Annotated in this window: 21 protein-coding genes; 7 read left to right on the top strand and 14 right to left on the bottom strand. The window is 63.7% G+C overall.

All coding sequences use genetic code 11. The features are described from left to right. Window positions 1–78: 78 nt before the first annotated feature. Complete coding sequence (lon, locus tag IEW63_RS04635) at window positions 79–2,478, top strand: endopeptidase La (protein ID WP_188635383.1); 2,400 nt, start codon at window positions 79–81, stop codon at window positions 2,476–2,478. 45 nt (window positions 2,479–2,523) lie between these two features. On the opposite strand, the gene IEW63_RS04630 is transcribed toward lon, so the two are convergent. After that, window positions 2,524–4,323, bottom strand: coding sequence for a type IV pilus assembly protein FimV (locus IEW63_RS04630; protein ID WP_188635382.1), 1,800 nt, complete (start codon window positions 4,321–4,323; stop codon window positions 2,524–2,526). A 226-nt stretch (window positions 4,324–4,549) separates the two neighbouring features. Between IEW63_RS04630 and cmoA the strand changes: the two genes are divergently transcribed. Continuing rightward, window positions 4,550–5,290: a carboxy-S-adenosyl-L-methionine synthase CmoA gene (gene cmoA, locus IEW63_RS04625; protein ID WP_188635381.1), complete on the top strand. Its 741-nt coding sequence runs from the start codon at window positions 4,550–4,552 to the stop codon at window positions 5,288–5,290. Then, window positions 5,287–6,258, top strand: a complete 972-nt coding sequence (gene cmoB / locus IEW63_RS04620) for a tRNA 5-methoxyuridine(34)/uridine 5-oxyacetic acid(34) synthase CmoB (protein ID WP_188635380.1) — start codon at window positions 5,287–5,289, stop codon at window positions 6,256–6,258. Before cmoA ends, cmoB begins: the two co-directional genes overlap by 4 nt. Here the strand turns inward: cmoB and IEW63_RS04615 are convergent. The 3 genes from IEW63_RS04615 to IEW63_RS04605 are packed head-to-tail and all read right to left on the bottom strand — an operon-like array spanning window position 6,226 to window position 9,333. Next, window positions 6,226–6,957: a hypothetical protein gene (locus tag IEW63_RS04615; RefSeq protein ID WP_188635379.1), complete on the bottom strand. Its 732-nt coding sequence runs from the start codon at window positions 6,955–6,957 to the stop codon at window positions 6,226–6,228. The genes cmoB and IEW63_RS04615 overlap by 33 nt on opposite strands. Continuing rightward, complete coding sequence (locus IEW63_RS04610; RefSeq protein WP_188635378.1) at window positions 6,944–7,978, bottom strand: TIGR01620 family protein; 1,035 nt, start codon at window positions 7,976–7,978, stop codon at window positions 6,944–6,946. Before IEW63_RS04610 ends, IEW63_RS04615 begins: the two co-directional genes overlap by 14 nt. Next, the gene (locus tag IEW63_RS04605; RefSeq protein WP_188635377.1) at window positions 7,975–9,333 is read right to left on the bottom strand and encodes a YcjX family protein; all 1,359 of its coding nucleotides are present in this window, start codon (window positions 9,331–9,333) and stop codon (window positions 7,975–7,977) included. The genes IEW63_RS04610 and IEW63_RS04605 overlap by 4 nt, the downstream gene beginning before the upstream one ends. Before the next feature lie 71 nt (window positions 9,334–9,404). Here IEW63_RS04605 and IEW63_RS04600 point away from each other — a divergent pair, with 71 nt between their 5' ends. After that, on the top strand, window positions 9,405–9,806 hold the full coding sequence (locus IEW63_RS04600) for an NINE protein (RefSeq protein ID WP_236995769.1): 402 nt from the start codon (window positions 9,405–9,407) through the stop codon (window positions 9,804–9,806). Between the two features lie 24 nt (window positions 9,807–9,830). Here IEW63_RS04600 and IEW63_RS04595 read toward each other — a convergent pair whose 3' ends face one another. After that, window positions 9,831–10,124 carry a YcgL domain-containing protein gene (locus IEW63_RS04595; protein WP_188635376.1) on the bottom strand — a complete coding sequence of 98 codons (294 nt, stop codon included), beginning with the start codon at window positions 10,122–10,124 and terminating at the stop codon, window positions 9,831–9,833. Next, entirely contained in the window at window positions 10,121–11,275 is a 1,155-nt protein-coding gene (gene rnd / locus IEW63_RS04590; RefSeq protein WP_188635375.1) for a ribonuclease D, read from the bottom strand. Before rnd ends, IEW63_RS04595 begins: the two co-directional genes overlap by 4 nt. 211 nt (window positions 11,276–11,486) lie before the next feature. Here rnd and IEW63_RS04585 point away from each other — a divergent pair, with 211 nt between their 5' ends. Next, window positions 11,487–12,917 carry a methyl-accepting chemotaxis protein gene (locus IEW63_RS04585; RefSeq protein ID WP_188635374.1) on the top strand — a complete coding sequence of 477 codons (1,431 nt, stop codon included), beginning with the start codon at window positions 11,487–11,489 and terminating at the stop codon, window positions 12,915–12,917. A 41-nt stretch (window positions 12,918–12,958) separates the two neighbouring features. Here the strand turns inward: IEW63_RS04585 and IEW63_RS04580 are convergent, their stop codons facing one another. Then, a complete protein-coding gene (locus IEW63_RS04580; RefSeq protein ID WP_188635373.1) occupies window positions 12,959–13,243 on the bottom strand; it encodes a ComEA family DNA-binding protein in 285 nt (94 codons plus the stop codon). A gap of 206 nt (window positions 13,244–13,449) precedes the next feature. Here IEW63_RS04580 and IEW63_RS04575 point away from each other — a divergent pair, with 206 nt between their 5' ends. Both IEW63_RS04575 and IEW63_RS04570 read left to right on the top strand, forming a co-directional pair. After that, entirely contained in the window at window positions 13,450–14,490 is a 1,041-nt protein-coding gene (locus IEW63_RS04575) for a response regulator (RefSeq protein WP_188635372.1), read from the top strand. A gap of 24 nt (window positions 14,491–14,514) precedes the next feature. Beyond that, complete coding sequence (locus IEW63_RS04570) at window positions 14,515–15,483, top strand: sensor domain-containing diguanylate cyclase (RefSeq protein WP_188635371.1); 969 nt, start codon at window positions 14,515–14,517, stop codon at window positions 15,481–15,483. Here IEW63_RS04570 and IEW63_RS04565 read toward each other — a convergent pair. The 7 genes from IEW63_RS04565 to trpA all read right to left on the bottom strand — a co-directional run bounded on the left by IEW63_RS04565 (window position 15,480) and on the right by trpA (window position 22,530). Next, window positions 15,480–16,697, bottom strand: coding sequence for an O-succinylhomoserine sulfhydrylase (locus IEW63_RS04565; protein ID WP_188635370.1), 1,218 nt, complete (start codon window positions 16,695–16,697; stop codon window positions 15,480–15,482). The two genes, IEW63_RS04570 and IEW63_RS04565, sit on opposite strands and share 4 nt — an antisense overlap. Next, window positions 16,694–18,211: an amidophosphoribosyltransferase gene (gene purF, locus IEW63_RS04560; RefSeq protein WP_188635369.1), complete on the bottom strand. Its 1,518-nt coding sequence runs from the start codon at window positions 18,209–18,211 to the stop codon at window positions 16,694–16,696. Before purF ends, IEW63_RS04565 begins: the two co-directional genes overlap by 4 nt. A 60-nt stretch (window positions 18,212–18,271) precedes the next feature. Continuing rightward, window positions 18,272–18,754 carry a CvpA family protein gene (locus IEW63_RS04555; protein ID WP_188635368.1) on the bottom strand — a complete coding sequence of 161 codons (483 nt, stop codon included), beginning with the start codon at window positions 18,752–18,754 and terminating at the stop codon, window positions 18,272–18,274. 97 nt (window positions 18,755–18,851) lie between these two features. Further along, on the bottom strand, window positions 18,852–19,481 hold the full coding sequence (locus IEW63_RS04550; RefSeq protein ID WP_188635367.1) for an SPOR domain-containing protein: 630 nt from the start codon (window positions 19,479–19,481) through the stop codon (window positions 18,852–18,854). Next, window positions 19,478–20,761, bottom strand: coding sequence for a bifunctional tetrahydrofolate synthase/dihydrofolate synthase (folC, locus tag IEW63_RS04545; protein ID WP_373288210.1), 1,284 nt, complete (start codon window positions 20,759–20,761; stop codon window positions 19,478–19,480). Before folC ends, IEW63_RS04550 begins: the two co-directional genes overlap by 4 nt. Before the next feature lie 5 nt (window positions 20,762–20,766). Continuing rightward, entirely contained in the window at window positions 20,767–21,675 is a 909-nt protein-coding gene (gene accD, locus IEW63_RS04540; RefSeq protein ID WP_188635365.1) for an acetyl-CoA carboxylase, carboxyltransferase subunit beta, read from the bottom strand. Between the two features lie 51 nt (window positions 21,676–21,726). Next, window positions 21,727–22,530 (bottom strand): tryptophan synthase subunit alpha, encoded by an 804-nt coding sequence (gene trpA / locus IEW63_RS04535; RefSeq protein ID WP_188635364.1) that lies wholly within the window; start codon window positions 22,528–22,530, stop codon window positions 21,727–21,729. Window positions 22,531–22,537 lie beyond the last annotated feature (7 nt).

Here is a 22,537-nt window from a genome sequence, read left to right as displayed (position 1 = left end):
CCGGGGGCCACCGCCTTGAATTCCCCGAAACAGACACCATCTTGATAGTAATACTGGACAATCAGGAAGGTGCGCTGCATGACAGATAACGACGCCCTGCAGGGCGATATCGAGCAGGATCAGGCCGGCAAGTCGAGCACCGGGCTGGTGCTCCCCAGCCAGCGGTTGCCCGATAGGCTCTACCTGCTGCCGATCAACAACCGGCCGTTCTTTCCCGCACAGGTGATGCCGGTGGTGGTGAACGAGGACCCCTGGTCCGAGACCATAGAACGGGTTGCCAACACCCCTCATCACGTCATCTCACTGTTCTGGGTGGACGCCCCCCTGCCCACCAGCGGCGAGCTGGACCCGGCCAGCCTGCCCACCACCGGCTGCGCGGTGAAGATTCACCAGGCGGTCAAGGAAGACGGCAAGATCCAGTTCATCGCCCAGGGCCTGACCCGGGTGCGCATCGCCCACTGGCTCAGCCGCAAACCGCCCTATCTGGTCGAGGTGGAATACCCCGAATCGCCCAGCGATGAGCGCGACGAAGTGCGTGCCTACGCCATGGCCCTGATCAACTCGATCAAGGAGCTGCTGCCACTGAATCCGCTGTACAGCGAGGAGCTGAAGAATTACCTCAACCGCTTCAGCCCCAATCAGCCTTCCCCGCTGTCTGACTTCGCTGCGGCGCTGACCTCAGCCAAGGGGATGGAGCTGCAGGACGTGCTGGATACCATTCCGGTGTTGCGGCGCATGCAGAAGGTGCTGGTGCTGCTGAAGCAGGAAATCGAGGTGGCGCGGCTGCAGGGAGAGATCAGCGCCGAGGTCAACCGCACCATCAGCGAGCAGCAGCGCAAGTTCTTCCTCAGGGAGCAGCTCAAGGTCATCCAGAAGGAACTTGGCCTGTCAAAGGATGACCGCACCGCCGATATCGAGCAGTTCCGTGAGCGGTTGCAGGGCAAGGAGCTACCCGAGGCTGCCCAGCAGAAGATCGATGAAGAACTCAACAAGCTGTCGATCCTGGAGACCGGATCACCCGAATATGCCGTTACCCGCAACTATCTTGACTGGGCCACCTCGATCCCCTGGGGCCTGCATCATGAGGACAGCCTGGATATCAAGCGCGCCCGGCGCATTCTGAATCGCGATCATGACGGTCTGGAGGACGTCAAGCAGCGCATCCTGGAGTTTCTTGCACTCGGCACCTTCAAGGGCGCCGTCGGTGGCTCGATCATCCTGCTGGTGGGTCCGCCCGGGGTGGGCAAGACCAGCATCGGGCATTCGATAGCCGAGAGCCTGGGGCGGCCCTTTTACCGCTTCAGTGTTGGTGGCATGCGCGACGAGGCCGAGATCAAAGGGCACCGACGCACCTACATCGGCGCCATGCCCGGCAAGTTCGTCCAGGCCTTCAAGGAGGTCAAGGTAATGAACCCGGTGATCATGCTCGACGAGATCGACAAGCTCGGCAGCAGTCACCAGGGCGATCCGGCGTCGGCCCTGCTGGAGACACTGGATCCGGAGCAGAACAGCCAGTTCCTCGACCACTATCTGGACCTGAGGCTCGACCTGTCCAAGGTGCTGTTCATCTGTACCGCCAACACCCTGGACAGTATTCCCGGCCCCCTGCTCGACCGCATGGATGTGATCCGCCTGTCCGGCTACATCACCGAGGAAAAACTTGCCATTGCAAAGAACCACCTGTGGCCGCGCCAACTGGAGCGGGCCGGGCTGCGCAAGAGTCAGCTGCGCATCACCGACAAGGCGCTGCGCCAGGTGATCGAGGGCTACGCCCGGGAGGCAGGCGTGCGCAACCTGGAGAAACAGCTGGCCAAGCTGGTGCGCAAATCCGTCATGCGCCTGATCGAAGATCCGGACCAGAAAGTCGGTATCAAGCCGGAAAATCTGCGCGAACTGCTTGGAACGCCGGTATTCCGACCGGAGAAGGTGCTCAAGGGCGTCGGTGTCATCACCGGCCTGGCCTGGACCTCCATGGGGGGCGCCACCCTGCCGATCGAGGCCAACCGGGTACACAGCCTCAACCGCGGCTTCAAGCTCACCGGCAAGCTGGGCGAGGTCATGAAGGAATCCGCGGAAATTGCCTACAGTTACGTATGCGCCCACCTGAACGACTACAAGGCAGATCCGAAATTCTTCGACGAAGCCTTCGTCCATCTGCACGTACCGGAGGGCGCCACGCCGAAGGACGGGCCCAGCGCCGGGGTAACCATGGCCAGCGCCCTGCTGTCACTGGCACGCAACCAGGCGCCCAAACGGGGTGTGGCGATGACCGGGGAGATCACCCTGACCGGCCAGGTGCTACCGGTGGGCGGCATTCGCGAGAAGGTGATCGCTGCCCGCAGGCAGGGCATCATGGAACTGGTCCTGCCCGAGGCCAACCGGGGCGATTACGAAGAGCTGCCCGAGTATCTGAAAAAGGACATGACGGTCCACTTCGCGTCACGTTTCGAGGATGTGGACCGGGTATTGTTCGGGTGAGAATATCGGGGCGACCACCGGGTCGCCCCTTGTCCGCGTCAGCCGTTACCGCTCTCCCCGCTCCCGGAAATGGGTAGCCTCCACCTCGTCCAGCTCTCCCACCTCGGGAAAGTCCTGCAGGTTGCTCTCGAAATCCTCCTGCAGCTGACGGAGCTTCTCTCGCCGCCGATTCGCCGTTTCCGGCAGGTCATCGAAAAGGTCCCAGCTCGAATCGAACTCCAGATCGATCAGATCAAGCGTTCCGGTTTCCTCAGCCAGCACGGGAAGAAGCTCATCGACCGGCTCCACCAGCTCCTGCGAGGTGTTCTGCGACAACGGAAAGCGCAATTTCAGCTGCTCTATCTGCCTGGGGTCCGCGCCGCGGGCCACCGCCTCGCGCGCATGCTCGCTGAATCGATGTGCGTCCCCCAGATCCGCCAGCACCCCGAGCATGCGCATCCGCAGATCGATGCGCCCCGGCTCGGCTGTTATCGCCTCTTCCAGCATCAACCTGGCCTCGGCAAACCGGCCGTAGGTCAGATACAGCTCCACGCCTTCGAGCGGATCCACCGTGCGGTTACCGGGCACCACAACCGGCCGGGGCGCAGCTGCCGGTCGCGGAGCGGGCTCCGTCTCGGGTTCGGGCTGGCGCCGCGAGCGCAGCCACGACCCACCGGCCAGCAGCAACAGCAGGGCCAGCACCAGCGGCCAGCCCCGGTTCAGCCAGGTCTTTTCGGCAGCCGCCGACTCCACGACAACGGCGGCCTCGATTGCACCGGGCGTAGCCACAGCATCCGCAGGATCCCCGGTGGACGGGATATCATCCGTCGCTGCGACCGGCGGCGCCTCAGCCACCCGCTGCGCCGCATCACGGGCCTGGCGCATGATATCCAGCTCCGCCTGCAGGCTGGCAATCTGCGCGTCGCGGAACTCCAGCTCGCCCAGCAGGCTCTGGAAACGGGTCTCCAGCGTAGTCAACCGTTGCTGCATGGCCTCGGCTTCGGCGGTCAGCGCCTGGACCTTCGGTTCTTCGATGGTCAGCCGACCAGCCAACTCGGTTGCCCGCCCGGCGGTATCCGCCGGCCACGAGACGGGCACGGCGGAGGGTTGCGCCGAGGGCGAGGACACGCCCATCTGCACGGCAGTGGGCAATATCAGTTCCTGCCCCGCCCGCAGGCGCCCCGGATCGCCATTGATAAAGGCGGTCGGGTTCAAGGTGAGGATGGCGTCCATCTGGTCCTGTATCGCCACTGAGTCGCCGGGCCGGGTGTCTTGGGCAATCCGCCACAGACTGTCCCCCACCCTCGTCTGGTAGCGGGCCGCATTGGGCTGTGGCTGCAATACCGGTACCGCACGGGCAGGAGCAGGCCGCGGGCTCGCATGAGTGCTGCTTGCCGACGGTCCCGTCTGGCCCGGTGGCCTCGCTCCCGGCTCGGACAGGGCCGGCGCGGTAACGGGCGCCGGCACATAAAGCGGCGGGTCCAGCAACAGGGTATATTCCCGCAACAGCGCTCCGTTGCCGCGGTCAAGCTGTACCAGGAAGTTCAGGTAGGGCTCACGTATGGGCCTGCTGGACTCGACCCGGATGATCAGCTCCCCGCTGACCCGCTGCGGTGTGAAGCGCAGGTCGGTGAGAAAGAAGGGGCGATCTATACCGATGCGGGCAAAGGCATCGGCATCGGCCAGGGATACCCGGATGTCAGTCGGATCCAGCCCCCCGCTGTCCTGAAGATGTATGACAGCCAGCAGCGGCTGGTTCAGCGCCGACTGCAACTGCAGTTCACCCAACCCGAGCGCGTGGCTGACCCCTGCGTGCAGCGCTGTCAGGGTCGCCACTCCAATAGCCAGCCGGCTGTGCGTCTTCATGTCAGTCTTCCCTGATATCTGGGCGAGTCCGTAGAACAATCGACTAGCATTATGGCATCAGCGTCAGCGCAAGCGAATACATCAGGTCGGATTTCCACGGTTTTCCGTTCGAACGGTCGCCCGGCCTGCCGCTTGATGGAGGCAATATTCAATACTGTTCCGGCACCAGCCATCCCCGGGCAGATCGGTTAGAATGATCTCCTTTGTCAGACCAGCCGGAATTTCCATGAGCGATGTAGACAAGCTCTTTGCCGAGCCCCTGCCCAAGGTCAGTGATTTCGTGTTCGATCATGATGTTGCGCGGGTCTTCCCCGACATGATCAAGCGTTCGATCCCGGGCTACCCGACCATTGTCGAGAACATAGGGGTGATTGCCGCCCACCATGCCCAGCCAGACACGCTCATTTACGATCTCGGCTGCTCGCTGGGCGCGGCCACTCAGTCCATGCGCCGCCACCTGCGCCAGGACGGCTGTCATATCATTGCCGTGGACAACGCTGAAGCCATGGTCCAGCGCTGCCGGGAATACCTCAGCGCCCAGGACTCGATGGTGGAGGAACTGGTTCCGGCTACCGTGGTGCAGGGCGACATCCTTGAACTGGAGCTGCAGCCCTGCTCGGTGGTGGTGCTTAATTTCACCCTGCAATTCATCGCCCCGGAGCTGCGCCTGCCTGTGCTGCAGCGGATCCGCCAGGCCCTGCTGCCGGGGGGCATACTCATTCTCTCGGAAAAGTACCGCTTCGAGGATCCCGGCACCCAGCACCACCTCGAACAGGTCCACTATGCCTTCAAGCGGGCCAATGGGTACAGCGATCTGGAAATTGCCCAGAAGCGCAGCGCCATCGAGAACGTCATGCTGATCGATACCCAGCCAGCGCACCTGGAGCGTCTGCAGCAGGCCGGATTCAGTCTGGCCTACCCCTGGTTCCAGTGTCTCAACTTCGGCTCTATAGTGGCGCACGCGTGATCGACTATTCTCCTCTTTTCAATACCCTCAGCACCACCTGCCTGGCCAACTGGCTGGACGACCTGCCCGCCGCGCTGGAGCAGCGCCTGCAGGAGGCCCGTCGGCACGGTGACCTGCCACGCTGGCAATCCGCGCTGGCTCAGCTGCCGGATGTCCAGCCCTCGGTCAGCTCCCTCGAGGACGGGGTGCACATCGGCGCGGCCGCCGACCTGAGTGAACGGCAGCAGTCGCTGCTGCTGGAGGGCCTGCAGGGGCTGCACCCCTGGCGCAAGGGCCCGTTCGAGCTGTTCGGTGTCCACATCGACACGGAATGGCGCTCGGACTGGAAGTGGGACAGGGTCAACCCCCATCTTGATCTGCGGGGCAAGCGCGTGCTGGACGTCGGCTGCGGCAATGGCTATCACATGTGGCGCATGTGGCAGGCGGGTGCTGCGCTGGTGGTGGGGGTGGACCCCAATCTGCTGTTCCTCACCCAGTTCCAGGCGATTCGCCGCTACCTGCCCGACGCACCGGTATGGCAATTGCCGTTCACGCTGGAAGAGCTGCCGGAACCCAGCGGCGGGTTCGACACGGTGTTCTCCATGGGCGTGCTATATCACCGACGCTCGCCGCTGGATCATCTGCTGCAGCTCAAGGCCTGCCTTCGTCCTGGGGGCGAACTGGTGCTGGAAACCCTGGTGATCGAAGGCGACGAACACCAGTGCCTGATGCCCGAAGACCGTTACGCGCAGATGCGCAACGTCTGGTTCCTGCCCTCGGTAGCCCTGCTGGAGCGTTTCCTGCGCCGCAGCGGCTATGTGGACGTGCGCTGTGTTGACCTGAATCGTACCAGCGTGCAGGAGCAGCGCAGCACGGAATGGATGCGCTTCCAGTCACTGCCGGATTTTCTCGACCCGACCAATCCGGATCTGACCTGCGAGGGGTATCCCGCTCCGTTACGGGCAACCCTGGTGGCGACGCGTCCCTGAATCGCCGGTTGCGCCATCCCGATGGCGCCGCAACGTGCAGATCCAGCCCAGCGCAAACCACGCCGGCGGCATGTCCGGCCAGTCGTTCTCGCCCAGGCCTTCAAGGGCGTACCCCGGTGTGCCGGCCCGGGCCAGCAGCTGGCCCCACCACCAATGCAGATAATCCCCCCGCCCGACGTTAAAGCGGTTGGCCATTTCGGCATGCATGCGCATGGGCAGCGATTCGAACAGCAGCCGGTCAATCGCAGGGATGATGCGTTGTTCGTTATCCAGGTAGGCCGAGCGTGCGGCGGGTGCTGCGTCAAGCAGTCCGGCCAGGGTTTCCAGCTGGGCAGCATAGTCACGATGGCTGTGCAAGGGGTCCAGCCGCTGCCGCCAGTCCAGCTGCAGGCGCTCAACGCCTTCCACCAGGCTTTCCACTCCGGCGCAGGGGGCGTCCAGCAGGCTGGCCAGCAGGCGACGCTGGCTCAGCTCTAGGCGGCGCAACGACAGGGCCAGCTCGGCCGAACTCGAGCCCGGTTGCGGTTGCCAGCGACCCGGGTTGCCCTCGGCGATAGCCGACGCACGCTCGCAGCGCACCGGCCAACTGGCCGGCAACAGTTGCTCCTGCAGTTTCGCCCAGTGTCCTTCGAGCCGCTCCCTGCCCTTGCCCAGCCAGCGCTCCAATTGCACGCGACGTCGTGATTTATAACCTGTCATCCGTTACCCGCCCCAATCGTTCCCTGATGCCCTGAATGATGCCGCGATTATCCTCCGCCAGCAATTGCCGATCCTGCAAGGGAACCGCCCGACACAGATCAAGGGTGAAGTGGCCGAGCCGGGCGCTGTACAGCCCCACGCCCACGCCCTGCCCCACCCGCGCGGCGACCTTTTCCAGCACCCCGGACAAAAGGCTGTCGCCCAGCGCGCCGATGGCCACTTCGGTGCCGCCGGCCAGCGCGATATTCCGCAGCACGTGGCGGGCCAGCCGCCAGCTGCTCAGCTGGCTGACCGGCAGCCCGTAACAGATCGCGATCCGACGCATCAGACGCATGTTGCGCCAGATCACCAGCAGTATGTCCACCGTTACCCAGGGGCTGGTCGCCACCAGCAAACCGGTGCCGACCGCATCGCGCTGCAGCATCCTCCGCGCCACGGTATCCAGCGGCTGGTAGAACTGCTGGTTGAGACGCCGGCGGATTTCCTCGGCGCTGTGGGACTGGTCAAGATCGGCACAGGCTGCCCGCAGCCGTCCGGCCAGGGGGGTGTTTTCATGCAGCGCCTGGAGCCGGTCCAGCCAGTCCACTGCCAGGCGCTCCCGCGGATCGGCCAGCGCCGCCTGCATTTCCAGCCGCAGCTGCTCTATGTCGGTCAAGCGTGCCCGCTGACGGCGAACATCACGCCATGCCTTGAAGCCGGTCCCGGCCAGGGCTGCCCCGAGCAACGCGACCAGCACGCCCGCCAGCGGTTGCCAATGCCAGGCCGCGAGGGTCCACTGGCCCCACTCCCAACCCGCTGCACCCAGCACCGCGAGGACCAGCAGCCTGCCGAGCCGCGCAGGCCAGCGCGAGCGCGGCGGCGCATTGTCCAGGCCGGGCAGTGGCTGCTCCGTCCGGGCAGGCGCTTCCGGGGCAGGATCACGGGCTTCACCCAGCACCCGCGTAGGCCGCGGACCCTCTGCAGCCGCCGGGTCCGTGTCAGTCAGGGTTTCCAGAATGCGGGTCTTGCTGCCCTGTTTCATAGCGCCACTCCTTCCACCATCCAGCCGATCAGATCATCCATCCGGTAATGGGGAAACGGCTCGTTGCGGTGCAGGCCGGCCGGCGGCCGCAGCTTCAGCAGCTCCGGCCCTTCCACCTGCAGATCCAGCGGCAGGTGTGCGGGAACTCCGCCGGGCTGGTAGCGCACCAGCCCGCTCTGGCCCTCAAGGCCTGCCACCAGGGTGTCGCCCTCCTGACGGGTTGCCCGCAGGGCGGCCAGCGGAAAGCCACGTACCTGCACGCCGCCGTGGCGAACTTCGGACAGGCTGTCAGTGAGCAGATCCTCCAGGCATTGCTGCACTGCCCTCTGTTGCTCCGGTGCTACCTGATCCACCTTGGTTGCACATACCGCCAGGCGGCTTATCCGCGGCTGCCAGAAACGTCGCCACAGACTGTTGCGGCCATAGCGGAAGCTCTGCAGCACCGATTCCAGTGCCGCTTTCAGATCGGTCAGGGCGGTCTGGCCGGCATCCATGGGTGACAGCATGTCCACCAGCAGGATCTGCCGGTCGAGCCGGCTGAAGTGTTCATCGTAGAAGCCCTTCACGATGAAGTCCCGGTAATAGCGAAAGCGCGCCTCGCATTCCGCCCACCAGCTGCCGGCCCCGGCCCGGATATGCCGGTTCCCGGCCAGTAACGGGACAAACTGCAGCATCTCCGGCGCCACGCCGGCACCGGGCAACAGGAATCGGCCGGGCTGGTTGCGCGACAGCGCAGCCTCGCTGCGGCTGCGCTGGAGAAAGGCGGTCCAGGCGCCGGCCAGCTGCTGCAGCCGTTGCGGCTCTGCCGGGCTCAACGGATCGATAACCGCCAGCTCGTCGCGCAACGCCCCGGCAATGCTGCGCCGGGGCTCGCTGTCCAGCCAGCTGCGCATCTGTTCGCACCACTGACCATAATCAAGCTCCAACAGAGGCAGGTCCAGCAGCCACTCGCCCGGGTAATCGAGGATCTCCACGCGCAGCGTCCGGTACTGCTGCAACCGGCTGAGTACTCCCGTCTGACGGAACCGCAGATCGATCACCACCCGCGACAGGTCGGTGGTCGAGGCCGGCCAGCGTGCCGGCTCCGCGGACAGGGCCGCCAGGGCATCCAGATAGGCAAAGGGTTGTTCCACACCGTCCCGCTGCCAGCGCACGGCCTCCAGGCGGTCGAAGGGCGCACGCCGGGCCAGCAGGCCGCGCTGATGGTTCTCCAGCTGGTTGATCAGACCGGTAATGAAGGTGGTCTTGCCCGCTCGGCTGAGACCGGTCACCCCGATGCGAAGATGCTGGCCGCCCAGGCCGGCCGCCTGGCGTTGCAGCTCGCTGATCCACTGCGGCTTTTTCATTGCAGCCATGCAGGACACTCCTGAACTGATGTATGGTCTATGCAAGCCAGTATTGCACAACCGGCAGGGGAGAAATTTCAATGGCACACGCCGACACACACAGCAAGGCCATAGGTTATCTGCTGTGGATCTTTGGTTTCATGGGAGCGCATCGTTTCTACTACGGCAAGCCCTGGACGGGGACGCTGTATTTCTTCACGCTGGGGCTGTTCTTCATCGGCTGGATCATTGACCTGTTCCTCATCCCGTCGATGGACAGCAAGGCCGACCACCGCTTCCGGGCGGGCCGCATCAACTTCAATCTGAGCTGGGTCCTGCTGACCTTCCTCGGCGTGTTCGGGGCGCACCGCCTGTACATGGGCAAGTGGATCACCGCCATCATCTACTTCTTCACCGGCGGCCTGTTCCTGCTCGGCGTGCTGTATGACTACTGGACGCTGAACGAGCAGATTTCCCGCAAGAACATCGAGAAGGCCTGGTAACACCCCTTCTCGATACGGGGCGACCTACACCGGGTCGTTGCGGGTCAGCAGCTCGTCAGGCAGGTGCACTATCCAGTCCTCCTGCTGCGGCGGCATCTGCAGGTGATAACCCTGGCCCTGCAGATTCGCCAGTACCGTGTGGATGTCCTCGCGGGCCAGCTTGCGCTCCTCGCTGAGCACCAGGTCCATCGCGTGCTCGGGCTTGCCGAACAGTTCCAGCAACGGTGCCGGCACTTCCGATACACCCTTCTCCCTTGGCACATAGAGATACATGCCGGGTTTGCGTGGGCTGCGAAAGATGGAACACAGCAGTTTCATGTACTTTCTCCCGTGGTGGAAAACCCGTTGGCCAGAGCGAGCATCTCCTCGCCCATCAGTTCCCGTCGCCATCCGGTCAATTCATCAGGCAAACGATAAGGCCCGCAGGGATAGCCGGTGCGGACCATGGCTTCAAGCACCTTCTTGCGCAGCATCAGCTCCGAGGCCATGCCCAGGCGTTCGGCGTGGCGCACACCGATCTTGCGCAGCGCCTTCAGCAAGCGGTTGGCGTCCGCCGGCAGCGGCTCGGGCAAGGGTTCCGGCCATTGTTCCTCGGGCATTTCCCGACCCTGGCGGATCAGCTCGAGTATGGTTTCGCCGTCCTGGCGCACGGTGCGAGGATGCAGGTCTTCCAGTCGCGACAGCTGGGACAGGGTTTCCGGCTGGCGCTGTACCAGGGGGCACAGCACCGCCTCGCGCAGCAGCCGGTTGCGGGCGACATCCCGCTGGCGGGAGGCCCGTTCGCGCCAGTCACACAGTTTCTGCAGTATGGCCAGCTCTGCGGGCGTCAGGCGCCAGGCCTGCTTGATCCGCCGATAGGCCTGCTCCGGCTCCGGCAGCTGGCGTGCATTGGCCACCAGCTCGGCGGTATCTTCAAGCAGCCACCCCGTGAGACCGGCCGCCTCGATACGCGGGGCCATCAATTCGTAGATCTGTGCCAGGTGCAGCGTGTCATCCACCGCGTATTGCAACTGCTGGGGCGTGAGCGGGCGCTGCAACCAGTCCGAACGGGTCTGCTCCTTGGGCAGATCGATCCCGAGCAGGCTGCTCACCAGCCGTGAATAGGACATGGAAAAGTCCATACCGAGATAGGCTGCAGCGATCTGGGTATCGAACAGCGGTGCGGGCAGCGCCCCACACAGGTGCTGGAACACTTCCAGATCCTCGCTGCAGGCGTGCAGGACCTTTACCACCGACGGTTCTTCCAGCACCTGCACCAGGGCGGACCAGTCGGTAATCTGCAGGGGGTCGATCAGGTACGCGTGCCGGCCATCGCCGACCTGAATCAGGCCGGCGATCGGAAAATAGGTTTCAGTACGAACGAACTCGGTATCAATGGCGACGTAGGGCAGCGTCAGCCACTGCTGGCAATGCGCTGCCAGCGCCGAATTGTCATTGATGATGTAAGGGACAGCCCCGGTTGACGTCATGAGTTATGGTTCCTTGACTGGGCCAGACAGCCCTGGCGCGCAGTATACCCGAGCAGCCCGCCCCGAGGACCGCTACTTGTTTCCAATGTGTAACGGTCCGCGCCTGTGCATCGATATATTCGATCCGGGGTCAAGATTGTCCCGGGTCAACCGATACAGGGACTGAGACCTTATAATCCGCGTTGCCGCAATACCCCGATCAGGAGTCCAAATGGATTTTTTTCAGCACCTGCAGCTCAGGTACAAGTTCTGGGCCGTCAACAGCGTTACCTTCATCAGCACCATGCTTCTGGTACTGGTCGCACTCTGGGTAGAACAGGATCGCATCCATCTGGAACGCCAGCAGATGGCGGAAGATCTGGTTCTGCTGGTCGGTGCCGACCGGGCGCCGATGGGCCTGCGCTGGCTGGATGGCAGTGGACGCCGGCTGGGTAGTACACCCACCTGGATCCCCGCAGCGGAGCTGGGGCAGCCGGCGGGAGCCGGGTTCCATGGCGCATGGGGCGTACAGCAGGATGGCGAGCCACGCCTGCTGGCAGTGGAGCGTCAGGATTATCTCGCGTTGCTGATCGAACGGGCCCCGCTCTACGCCCTTACCGTGTTCATACTGATGCTCGGTGTGCTGATGGTGTCGCAGATCCTGATCTCCTTCATCACCAGCAATATCCGTGCTCTGCGCGATGTGATGCTGACCGTGCAGGAGACCGGCGACCTGACCCTGCGGGCCGATGTCACCTCCCGCGACGAGGTCGGTGCCATGGCCCAGGCCTTCAATGCCATGCAGAGCGCACAGCAGGAGGTGGTCAGCGCCGTCAGGCAGGCAGCCGACCAGCTGGAACAGGGCACCGACGAAATGGCGCGACTGATGACCGGCGTCAAGGATGGCATGGTGACCCAGCAGGGCGAGACCGACATGGTCGCTGCGGCGGTCAACGAAATGAGCGCGACGGTGCAGGACATTGCCGGCAATACGGCCAGTACCCGCGACGAGTCCGCTCAGACCGACACACTGGCCCGCGAAGGCCGCGACCAGGTAGCCCGCGTCAGCCGTACCATCGCCGGGCTCGCCACCAGCATCGAGCGCTGCACCCTGCACATGCAGAAGCTGGAAGGGCACAGCCAGGAAATCAGCGGTGTGGTGCGAGTGATCCGCGACATCGCCGAACAGACCAACCTGCTGGCGCTCAACGCCGCCATCGAAGCTGCCCGCGCCGGCGAGTCCGGCAGGGGGTTCGCGGTAGTGGCCGATGAGGTAAGAGCACTCGCCCAGCGGGTCCAGAATTCGACGGACGAGATTCAGCGCATGATCGAGGCACTGCAGGGCGGCACCCACGCGGCAGTAACGGACATGCAGGACAGTTCGCGATTGACCCGGGAATCGGTTGAACAGGTCGAGCAGGCCGGTCATTCGCTGGCGGAAATCACCGCATCGGTAAGTCAGATAAGCAATGGCAACAGCGAGATCGCCTCGGCGGTAGAGCAGCAGAGCATTGCTGCCGAGTCCATCACCCAGAGCGTGATCCAGATTCGCGACGTCACCGAACAGACAGTCATGCAGACAGTGCAGAGTGCAGCCACCAGCGAGCAACTGGCCACCCTGGCACACCAGCTCAATGCGGCGGTCGGGCGGCTGCGCACCTGAGCACGACGCCCCTTCCCGCAGACACGGGAAGGGGCAGCAGGTTACTGCAGGGCGATGCGGGTACGGTTCTTTTCGATGGTCGCCGGGCCGATGCCCTTGACCATTTCCAGCTGCTCGACTGACTCGAACGCACCGTTCTCCTCACGGTAGCTGACGATTGCCTCGGCCTTGGCGAGGCCGATACCGCTCAGGGTCTCGGCAATCTCCGCTGCACTGGCATCATTGATGTTGACGCTCACCAGTGGTGCGGCATCGACTTCGGCATAACCGGGCAGTGCAAAGCACACCGACAGACACAGCATTACCACGGCAATGAATGATTTCATGGCTCTTCCTCAATGGGGGTTGGTATTGACCGCAACTGAGGGAGAAAACCTGAAGCGATCAATCGTCGTGAAACTGAGCTTCCCTGCGGCAGGCACACGCTAACCCCAACTGGCGTTATGCAGTAGTGTTACAGCCCGATTCTGTGAAATATATCGCACATCCCGTCGGGCTTTGCTGTCGGTGCTATGGCATATGCCGCGTCTTGATGTCATTATGCCGTCATCCAACCCCGTTCGAAGGAGCTTACGTGGCCACTGCGATTCCTCTGCTGATCTGTGACGATTCCAGCATGGCCCGCAAGCAGCTGATGCGCTCCCTGCCCGCTAACTGGCCGTTCCGGGTAAGCCAGGCCGACAACGGCCTCGACGGCCTGGACGCCATCCGCGCCGGCCGCGGCGAAATAGTACTCCTTGACCTGACCATGCCGCGGCTCGACGGCTTCGGTGTGTTGACGCGCATGCGCGAGGAGGGACTGCAGGCGGACGTCATCGTGGTGTCCGGCGATATCCAGCAGGAAGCGATCCGCCGCGCACTGGCGCTCGGTGCCCGCAGCTTCATTCGCAAGCCGGCCGACCCCGCTGACCTCGAAGCCGCGCTGTTGGCGCTGGGCAGGCCCTTGCCGACCGATGCCGCTGCCCTGCTCCGCTCCGACATGAGTCTGCCCGCCGTCGGCTTCCGCGATGCCTTCCGCGAAGTGGCCAACATCGCCATGGGCCGCGCCGCCGAACTGCTGGCGAGGGTGCTGGGCGTGTTCATCCGTCTGCCGGTCCCCAATGTGAACATACTCGAGGTCGGCGAACTGCACATGGCGTTGCTTGATGCCCAGGGCAGTCAGCAGGTATCGGCCATCTGTCAGGGCTACATCGGCAGCGGAATTGCCGGCGAGGCCCTGCTGATCTTCCACGACTCGGAGATTGATGATGTCGCGCGGCTGCTGAATCATCAGGCCAGCTCTTCTCCGCTGGAGCTGCAGCTGGATCTGGCGGCGATCGTCATCGGGGCCTGTCTCAACGGCCTATCCGAACAGCTGGGGATGCAGCTGTCATCCGGGCACCCATTGGTGCTTGGGCAACACTGCACCATCGGCGAGCTGATCCGGCTCAACCGGGGCCGCTGGAAGCGTACCCTGGCGGTGGAGATCAGCTACAGCCTGGAAGACCATGACATCAAGTTCGATCTGATGCTGCTGTTTACCGAAGATTCGGTGCCGGTACTGCAGAAGAAGATCGATTTTCTGATCAACTGAGCGCGCCGCGCACGATGAAGCAGCATGTCCAATCTACTTGATATCAGCGAGCTGCACTGGCTGCTGGATATTGTCCAGAGCATAGACGTTGGCGTTGTGGTGCTGGATCGCGATTACCGCATCCAGGTCTGGAACAGCTTCATGGAGAATCACTCCGGACAATCCGCCCGCCAGGTCAGCCAGCGATCCCTGCTCGACCTGTTCCCCGAAATCGACCGCACCTGGTTCACCCAGAAGATCGAAACCGCCGCCATGCTCGGCACCCGGGTGTTCACCATCTGGGAACAACGGCCCTACCTGGTCCGATTCAGAAGCTACCAGCCGATCACCGGGCTGGTCGATCACATGTACCAGAACGTCACCATCCTGCCGCTGCGTACGGTCAACGGCAGCACCGATCATGTGTGTCTGATCATCTACGATGTCACCAATGTCGCGATCAACAAGTTGCAGCTGGAAGCAGCCAATACCCAGCTGCAGGAGCTTGCCCTGCACGATGACCTTACCGGTCTGCTGAATCGGCGCCACTGGGAGAACTGCCTGGAGCACGAGTTCGCCAGGCACAACCGCTACAGCAGCGAGGCCAGTCTGGTGATCTTCGACATCGATCATTTCAAGCAGTTGAATGATACCTACGGCCACCAGGCCGGCGACGAGGTAATCCGCCAGGTGGCCGAGGTGACACAGGGCATGATCAGGGATACCGATTACGCCGGTCGCTACGGTGGCGAGGAGTTTGTGGTATTGCTGTCTGACACGCCGCTGGAGGGTGCTGTGCTGTTCGCCGAGCGGCTGTGCCAGGCCGTCGCCCAGCGCCGCATTCTTCATGGCGAGCAGCAACTGCAGTGTTCGGTAAGCATCGGCGTTGCCTGCATCCACCCCGGCATGGCCGACCACCGGATGCTGATCGAGGAAGCCGACAAGGCCCTTTACCAGGCCAAGTCGGGCGGCCGCAACCGGGTGGTGGCGGCCGGGCAGACATCCATCGGCTAGCCGCCGGCAGCGTCCAGCCCCCGCTGCAGGTCAGCGCGCAGGTCTTCCAGATCCTCAAGCCCCACCGCCAGCCTGATCAGTCCGTCGTGGATGCCCGCGGCTTCGCGGGTGTCGGCGGGCAGCCGACCATGGGTGGTCGTTGCCGGGTGGGTGATGGTGGTCTTCGCGTCGCCGAGGTTGGCAGTAATCGAGACCAGTCGCGTAGCATCAATGAAGCGCCAGGCAGCTTCCCGCCCGCCGTGTACCTCGAAGCTGACCACTGCTCCGAAGGCCGACTGCTGGGCCTTCGCCAGCGCATGCTGGGGATGGCTGGGCAAGCCTGCGTAATAGACCTTTGCCACCTCCGGCTGCTGTTCCAGCCAGCGGGCCAGCTCCAGCGCCGACGCGCAATGGGCGGTCATGCGCAGACGCAGGGTTTCCAGCCCCTTGAGAAATACCCAGGCATTGAACGGGCTCAGTGATGGCCCCGCCGTGCGCAGGAAGCCAACCACCTCCTGCATGTGCTCTCGTCGGCCGGCAACCACGCCGCCGAGGCAGCGGCCCTGGCCATCGATATACTTGGTGGCCGAGTGAATGACGATATGCGCACCCAGCTCCAGCGGCTTCTGCAGCGCCGGGGTGCAGAAACAGTTGTCCACTGCCAGCAGCGCGCCCTGCTCGTCCGCAACAGCCGCCAGCGCGCGGATGTCCACCAGCTCGGCCAGCGGATTGGAGGGGGGCTCGACAAAGAACATCCGGGTATTCGGCTTGCATGCCGCGCGCCAACCGTCGATGTCGGACAGGTCCACATAGTCGACCTGCACGCCGAAGCGGCTGAAATATTTGTCGAACAGACTGACCGTTGCGCCGAACACGCTGCGCGACACCAGGATGTGGTCACCCGCGCCGCACAGGCTCATTACCGTGGCCAGGATGGCGGCCATGCCGGAGGCCGTGGCGACCGCCTGCTCGGCGCCCTCGAGCGCCGCGATGCGCTCCTCGAAGTTGCGCACCGTCGGGTTCATGTAGCGTGAATAGACGTTGCCCTGCTGCTCGCCGGCAAAGCAGGCCGCTGCCTCGGCAGCGCTGCGAAAGACATAACTGGAGGTCAGGAACAGGGCCTCGCCGTGCTCGCCCTCCGGCCCGCGGCGTTGCCCGGCGCGTACCGCCAGGGTGTCGAAACCGGCTTCGTCCAGTTCGCTGTCCAGCCGCCCTGCGTCCCATTCGCTGTTCATCGGGCCTCCCCGGCATCGTTGTGCAGCCCCATTACCGCGTTATCCACGTCAACCACCCTGGCCGCGTCGTTGCGCGACTGCTCGATCCGTCCCAGATAGGACTCGTTGATATCACCGGTGACATACCTGCCATCGAATACCGAGCAGTCGAAGTCAGTGATCTGCGGATTGCCTTCGCGCACCGCGTCGACCAGATCCTCCAGATCCTGATAGACCAGCCAGTCTGCACCGATCAGTTCGGCCACCTCGTCGCAGCTGCGGTTGTGGGCGATCAGCTCCTGCGCAGACGGCATGTCGATGCCGTAGACGTTGGGATAGCGCACCTCGGGGGCAGCGGAACAGAAATACACCTTCCTGGCTCCGGCATCACGGGCCATCTGGATGATCTCCCGGCAGGTGGTACCGCGCACGATGGAGTCGTCCACCAGCAGGACGTTCTTGCCGCGGAACTCCAGCTCGATGGCGTTGAGCTTCTGGCGCACCGACTTCTTGCGGGCGGCCTGGCCGGGCATGATGAAGGTGCGGCCGATATAGCGATTCTTGACGAAGCCCTCGCGGAACTTCACCCCCAGCCGGTTCGCCAGTTCCACCGCCGAGGTGCGGCTGGTGTCCGGTATCGGGATCACCACGTCGATGCCGTGGTCGGGCCGCTCCCGGAGGATCTTTTCCGCCAGCTTCTCGCCCATGCGCAGCCGCGCCTTGTACACCAGGATACCGTCGATGATCGAATCCGGACGCGCCAGATAGACGTGCTCGAAGATGCACGGCGCATGGTGGGGGTTATCGGCACACTGACGCGTGAAGATCTCGCCCTCGACGGTGATGTAGATCGCTTCGCCCGGTGCGAGATCGCGCACCAGCTCGAAGCCCAGGGTATTCAGCGCCACGCTCTCGGACGCCACCATGTATTCGACTCCGTCCTCCGTCTCGCGCTTGCCGTAGACGATGGGACGGATACCATTGGGGTCGCGGAAACCGACCAGGCCGTAGCCGGTGACCATGGCCAGTGCAGCGTAACCGCCGCGGCAGCGCTGGTGCACGGCACGGACCGCCTGGAAGATGTCTTCCTCGGTGGGACGCAGCTTGCGGTCCCGGGCCAGCTCGTGGGCGAACACGTTCAGCAGCACTTCCGAATCCGAGCTGGTGTTCACATGGCGCAGGTCTGACTCGTACAGCTCCTTGGACAGCTGCTCGACGTTGGTCAGGTTACCGTTGTGCGCCAGGGTGATGCCGTATGGCGAGTTGACATAGAACGGCTGCGCCTCGGCGGAAGTCGACGAGCCGGCGGTGGGATAGCGCACGTGACCCAGACCCATGTTGCCGATCAGCCGCTGCATGTGCCGCTGGTGAAACACGTCCCGGACAAGGCCGTTTTCCTTGCGCAGGAACAGGCGGTCGTTATCACAGGTCACGATGCCGGCGGCGTCCTGGCCGCGGTGCTGCAGGACGGTCAGAGCGTCGTAGAGCGCCTGGTTGACGTTCGACTTGCCCACTATGCCAACAATGCCACACATGGCTAAATACCTTCTTTCGTTGAAATTGGACACTCTGCAGACATTGCACCACCTGCAGAATCAGCGACCGAAGAGCCCGAGAATAAAATTCTTTGACCAATCCGCCACAAGCAGAAAATGGGGAATGAGCGTCGATTCGCGCCACCAGGCATCCCCCTCGACCGGAGCCAGACTGAGCAGCCCCACCGCTACCACGACCAGTAACGCGCCCCGGGCGGCACCGAACACCATGCCCAGAAAACGGTCGGTTCCGGTCAGGCCGGTGACCAGCACCAGCTGACCGATCAGATAGTTGATCAGCCCACCGAGAATCAGCGTCAGTACGAAGAGAATACCGCAGGCAGTGATCACCCGGATCGAAGGCGTGGATATGTAATCGACCAGCAGATCCGCCAGCGCCCCGCCGAACAGCCAGGCAACCAGACCGGCGATGATCCAGGTCAGCAGGGATAACGCTTCCTTGACGAATCCGCGGGCCAGACTGATCAGGGCGGAGAGCACTATTACGGCCAGTATGGCCCAGTCAATGCCGACTAATGTCACGATCAGACACCCGAAAACGAAAAGCGCATTCTAGCAGAGCAGCTCCCTCGACCGAAACAGGCAATCTGCCCTGCCGTGCTGTCACCGGTGCGCCGTATCAGGGTGCGCGGGTGGCATCATCGTACGCCACGACCATGCCCTTGCTCTGGTGTCTTCTTTCCAGCTCGTCGCGCACGCGGGTGGCCGCTTCGCGGCTCGTCAGAGGCCCGACGTATACTCTGACGATGGTCTTGCCGTCCACCTCGGCTGATCGCACATAGGCGTTGTAACCCTGACCGGCGAGGGTCTGGCGGAAGTTATCGGCATTGGTCTGGCTGGAGAAGCTGGCTTGCTGGACTACCCAGCCGCCCTCGGCCGTCGGCGCCGGCTGGGTTGGCGCTGCGGTTTGCGCGGCAGCTTCGCCGCCTGGAGCGACCGGCTCGGCTGCAGGCTCGGTAGCGGACTGGGCCGGCGGGGGCTCGATGACCGCCAACTCCTGCACCGGCTCCGGTTCAGTGGCGGGCGTTTCGGCAGGAACCGGAATCTCGGGCACCGGTGTCGGCTCGGGCAGGGTCGGAGGCGGCGCCACCGCGATATCGCGGTCGTCCATCACCGGCGGCTCCGGCACATCCACTTCCACCCGCTCGGTTTCATCCTGCCCCGACAGCAGCATGGGAAGGAAGATGACCGCAGCTACCACCAATACCACAGCGCCGATGATGCGCTGCTTGAGCCCGGATTCCATCATGTAGCCTCGCAAGATTGTCTGTTCAGCCAGAGTATGGCTTCGGCAACGCAGAAAAACGACCCGAAGATGACAATTTTTGTGCCCGCAGGTGTATTATCCAGCTGCCCGGCAATGGCGGCACCGATGGAATCGAAGCCCGTAGCGATCTCTCCTGCCCGCTCCAGGCCGGCAACCAGCTCAGCCGGAGGGCGACTGCGCGGGGTCGGCAGCGGAGCGACTGCCCAGCTGGCAAAGCGGCCCCGCAGCGGCGCCAGGATGCCGTCGAGGTCCTTGTCCGACAGCAGACCGAATACCGCAACACAATTGCCGTCGCCGTTTCCGGCAAGATGACCGGCGAGATATTCCGCCGCCTGTGGGTTGTGCCCCACATCCAGCAGCAGCTGGCGCGTCTCGCCCCGCCAGTCGAGGGTGCGCAGATCGAGACGGCCGGGTACGCTGGTGCCGGCGAGCGCCATCACCAGGCGCTCGTCGGGCATATCCAGCCCGGCGGCCCAGAAGGCCTGCAGCGCGGTGCTCAGATTATCCCGCGGCAGGGTGACCGGCGGCAGGAGCAGGCTTGCTTCATTGCCATCACGCCCGGCACAGAGCTCCCATCGGCCATCGCCGGCCTCCTGCCAGCGGTACTCTTCGCCCCGCTGCCATACCTTGACCCTCAGCTTTTCCATCTGCTCGACAAAACGTGGCGGCAGATCGGTTTCGGAACACACCAGCCGACCGCCCTGCCGCAGGATGCCGGCCTTCTCGTAGCCCACCGAGTCGCGGGTATCGCCCAGATAATCCGGATGGTCCAGCCCGATGCTGGTCACCACTGCGATATCCGCGTCCACAATGTTCACCGCATCCAGGCGACCGCCCAGCCCTACTTCAAGCACCACGGCGTCCAGCCCGGCGCGCTGGAACAGCAACAGCGCGGCAAGGGTGCCGAATTCGAAATAGGTGAGGGAGATGTCGCCGCGTGCCTGCTCGATGTCGGCAAAGGCCTGGCAGAGGGAGGCATCATCGACCGGCTCGCCGTCGATGGTCACCCGCTCGTTGTAGCGCACCAGATGCGGTGAGGTATAACAGCCGCTGCGACGTCCCGAATGCCGCAGCAGACTGTCCAGCGCGGCGCAGGTCGAGCCCTTGCCATTGGTACCGGTCACCGTGAATACCAGGGGGGCGGGACGCTGCACGCCCAGCCGCGAGGCCACCTCTGCGACCCGCGCCAGGCCCATGTCGATTTCCGAGGGATGCAGACTTTCCAGCCGCCTGAGCCAGGCGGCCAGATCCGTCGGAGCCAGCTGGCTCATTCGGCAGGTGCCACCGGAGCCGCTTCTACCGGGCCGCTGGCAGCCGGCGACGGCTGGTTGGTAAGAATCGCCAGGATGCTGGCCAGACGGTCACGCATCTCGCTGCGGGCAATGATCATGTCCAGTGCACCATGCTCAAGCAGAAATTCGCTGCGCTGGAAGCCGGCCGGCAGCTTCTCGCGTACGGTCTGCTCGATCACCCGCGGACCGGCGAAGCCGATCAGCGCATTGGGCTCGGCCACGTTCAGATCACCAAGCATTGCCAGGCTCGCCGATACACCGCCATAGACAGGATCCGTCATCACCGAGATGAACGGGATACCCTCTTCCTTCAGCCTGGCCAGCACGGCACTGGTCTTGGCCATCTGCATCAGCGAGAACAGTGCCTCCTGCATGCGCGCGCCGCCGGAGGCGGGAAAGCATACATAAGGAATCCGTTCGGCCAGTGCGACCTCGGCGCCACGCACGAAGCGCGCGCCCACCACACTGCCCATCGAGCCGCCCATGAAATTGAACTCGAAGGCGCTGGCTACCAGTGGCATACCCTTCAGGTAACCCTGCATCACCACCAGCGCGTCCTTCTCGCCGGTCTCCTTCTGGGCAGCGGTCAGGCGGTCCTTGTATTTCTTCGAATCCCGGAACTTGAGCCGGTCCACCGGTTCCAGCTCGGCGGCAATCTCACTGCGCCCTTCGGCGTCGAGAAAGATGTCCAGTCGGCGGCGGGCATTGATGCGCAGGTGGTGGCTGCATTTCGGGCAGACATCCAGATTCTTTTCCAGCTCGGGGCGGTACAGGACGGCGTCACAGGACGGGCACTTGCGCCACAATCCTTCCGGCACGCTGCTCTTCTGTGCCTCGGAACGCACGATGGAGGGAATCAGTTTGTCCACCAGCCAGTTGCTCATTACCTATCCTTTCAATTGTCTGTATTGATCAGCGGCAGCCTCACGGATCGCTCAGCGATCCATGGCGGCCCGCATGTCGCGAATGATGGCAGTGATGGCGGCCCGGGCCTGCTCCGGCTCGCCGAGGTGCGCGGCAATCTGACTGACCAGCACCGAGCCCACCACCACACCATCAGCCACGCTGGCAACGGCGGCGGCGGAGGCGCCATCGCGGATGCCGAAACCGACACCGATCGGCAGATCGGTGACCGTGCGCAGCTGCTGAAGTTTTTCTGCTACCTCGGTGACGTTCAATGCAGCCGACCCGGTCACACCCTTGAGGGAAACATAATAGACATAACCGCTGGCATGCTGACAGATCCTGCGCGCCCGCTCCAGGGTGGTGGTGGGGGCGAGCAGGAAGATGCTGTCCACTCCATGCTCGCGGAACAGCGGTGCTACCGTCTCGGCTTCTTCCGGGGGCAGGTCCACCAGCAGCACACCGTCCACCCCGGCCTCTGCCGCTTCCCGGGCGAAGTTTTCATAGCCCATGTACTCGACCGGGTTGAGATAACCCATCAGTGCCACCGGTGTGGTCTGGTTGGTCTTGCGGAATTCGCGCACCATGCCCAGCACATCACGCAGCCCCACCTTGTGGGCCAGCGCGCGCTCCATGGCCAGCTGGATTACCGGACCATCGGCCATCGGGTCGGAAAACGGCACACCCAGCTCGATGACATCGACTCCGGCCTCGACCAGCTCGTGCATCAGCGGCAACATCATTGAAGGGTCGGGATCACCGGCGGTGATATAGGGAATCAGTGCCTTGCGGCCTTCGGCGCGCAGGGCTTCGAAACACTGCTTGATACGACTCATGTCTGGT

The organism is Halopseudomonas pertucinogena, assembly GCF_014646575.1.
In the GTDB taxonomy this organism is placed as follows: Bacteria; Pseudomonadota; Gammaproteobacteria; order Pseudomonadales; family Pseudomonadaceae; genus Halopseudomonas; species Halopseudomonas pertucinogena.
This window is presented reverse-complemented; position numbering and strand designations above follow the sequence as displayed.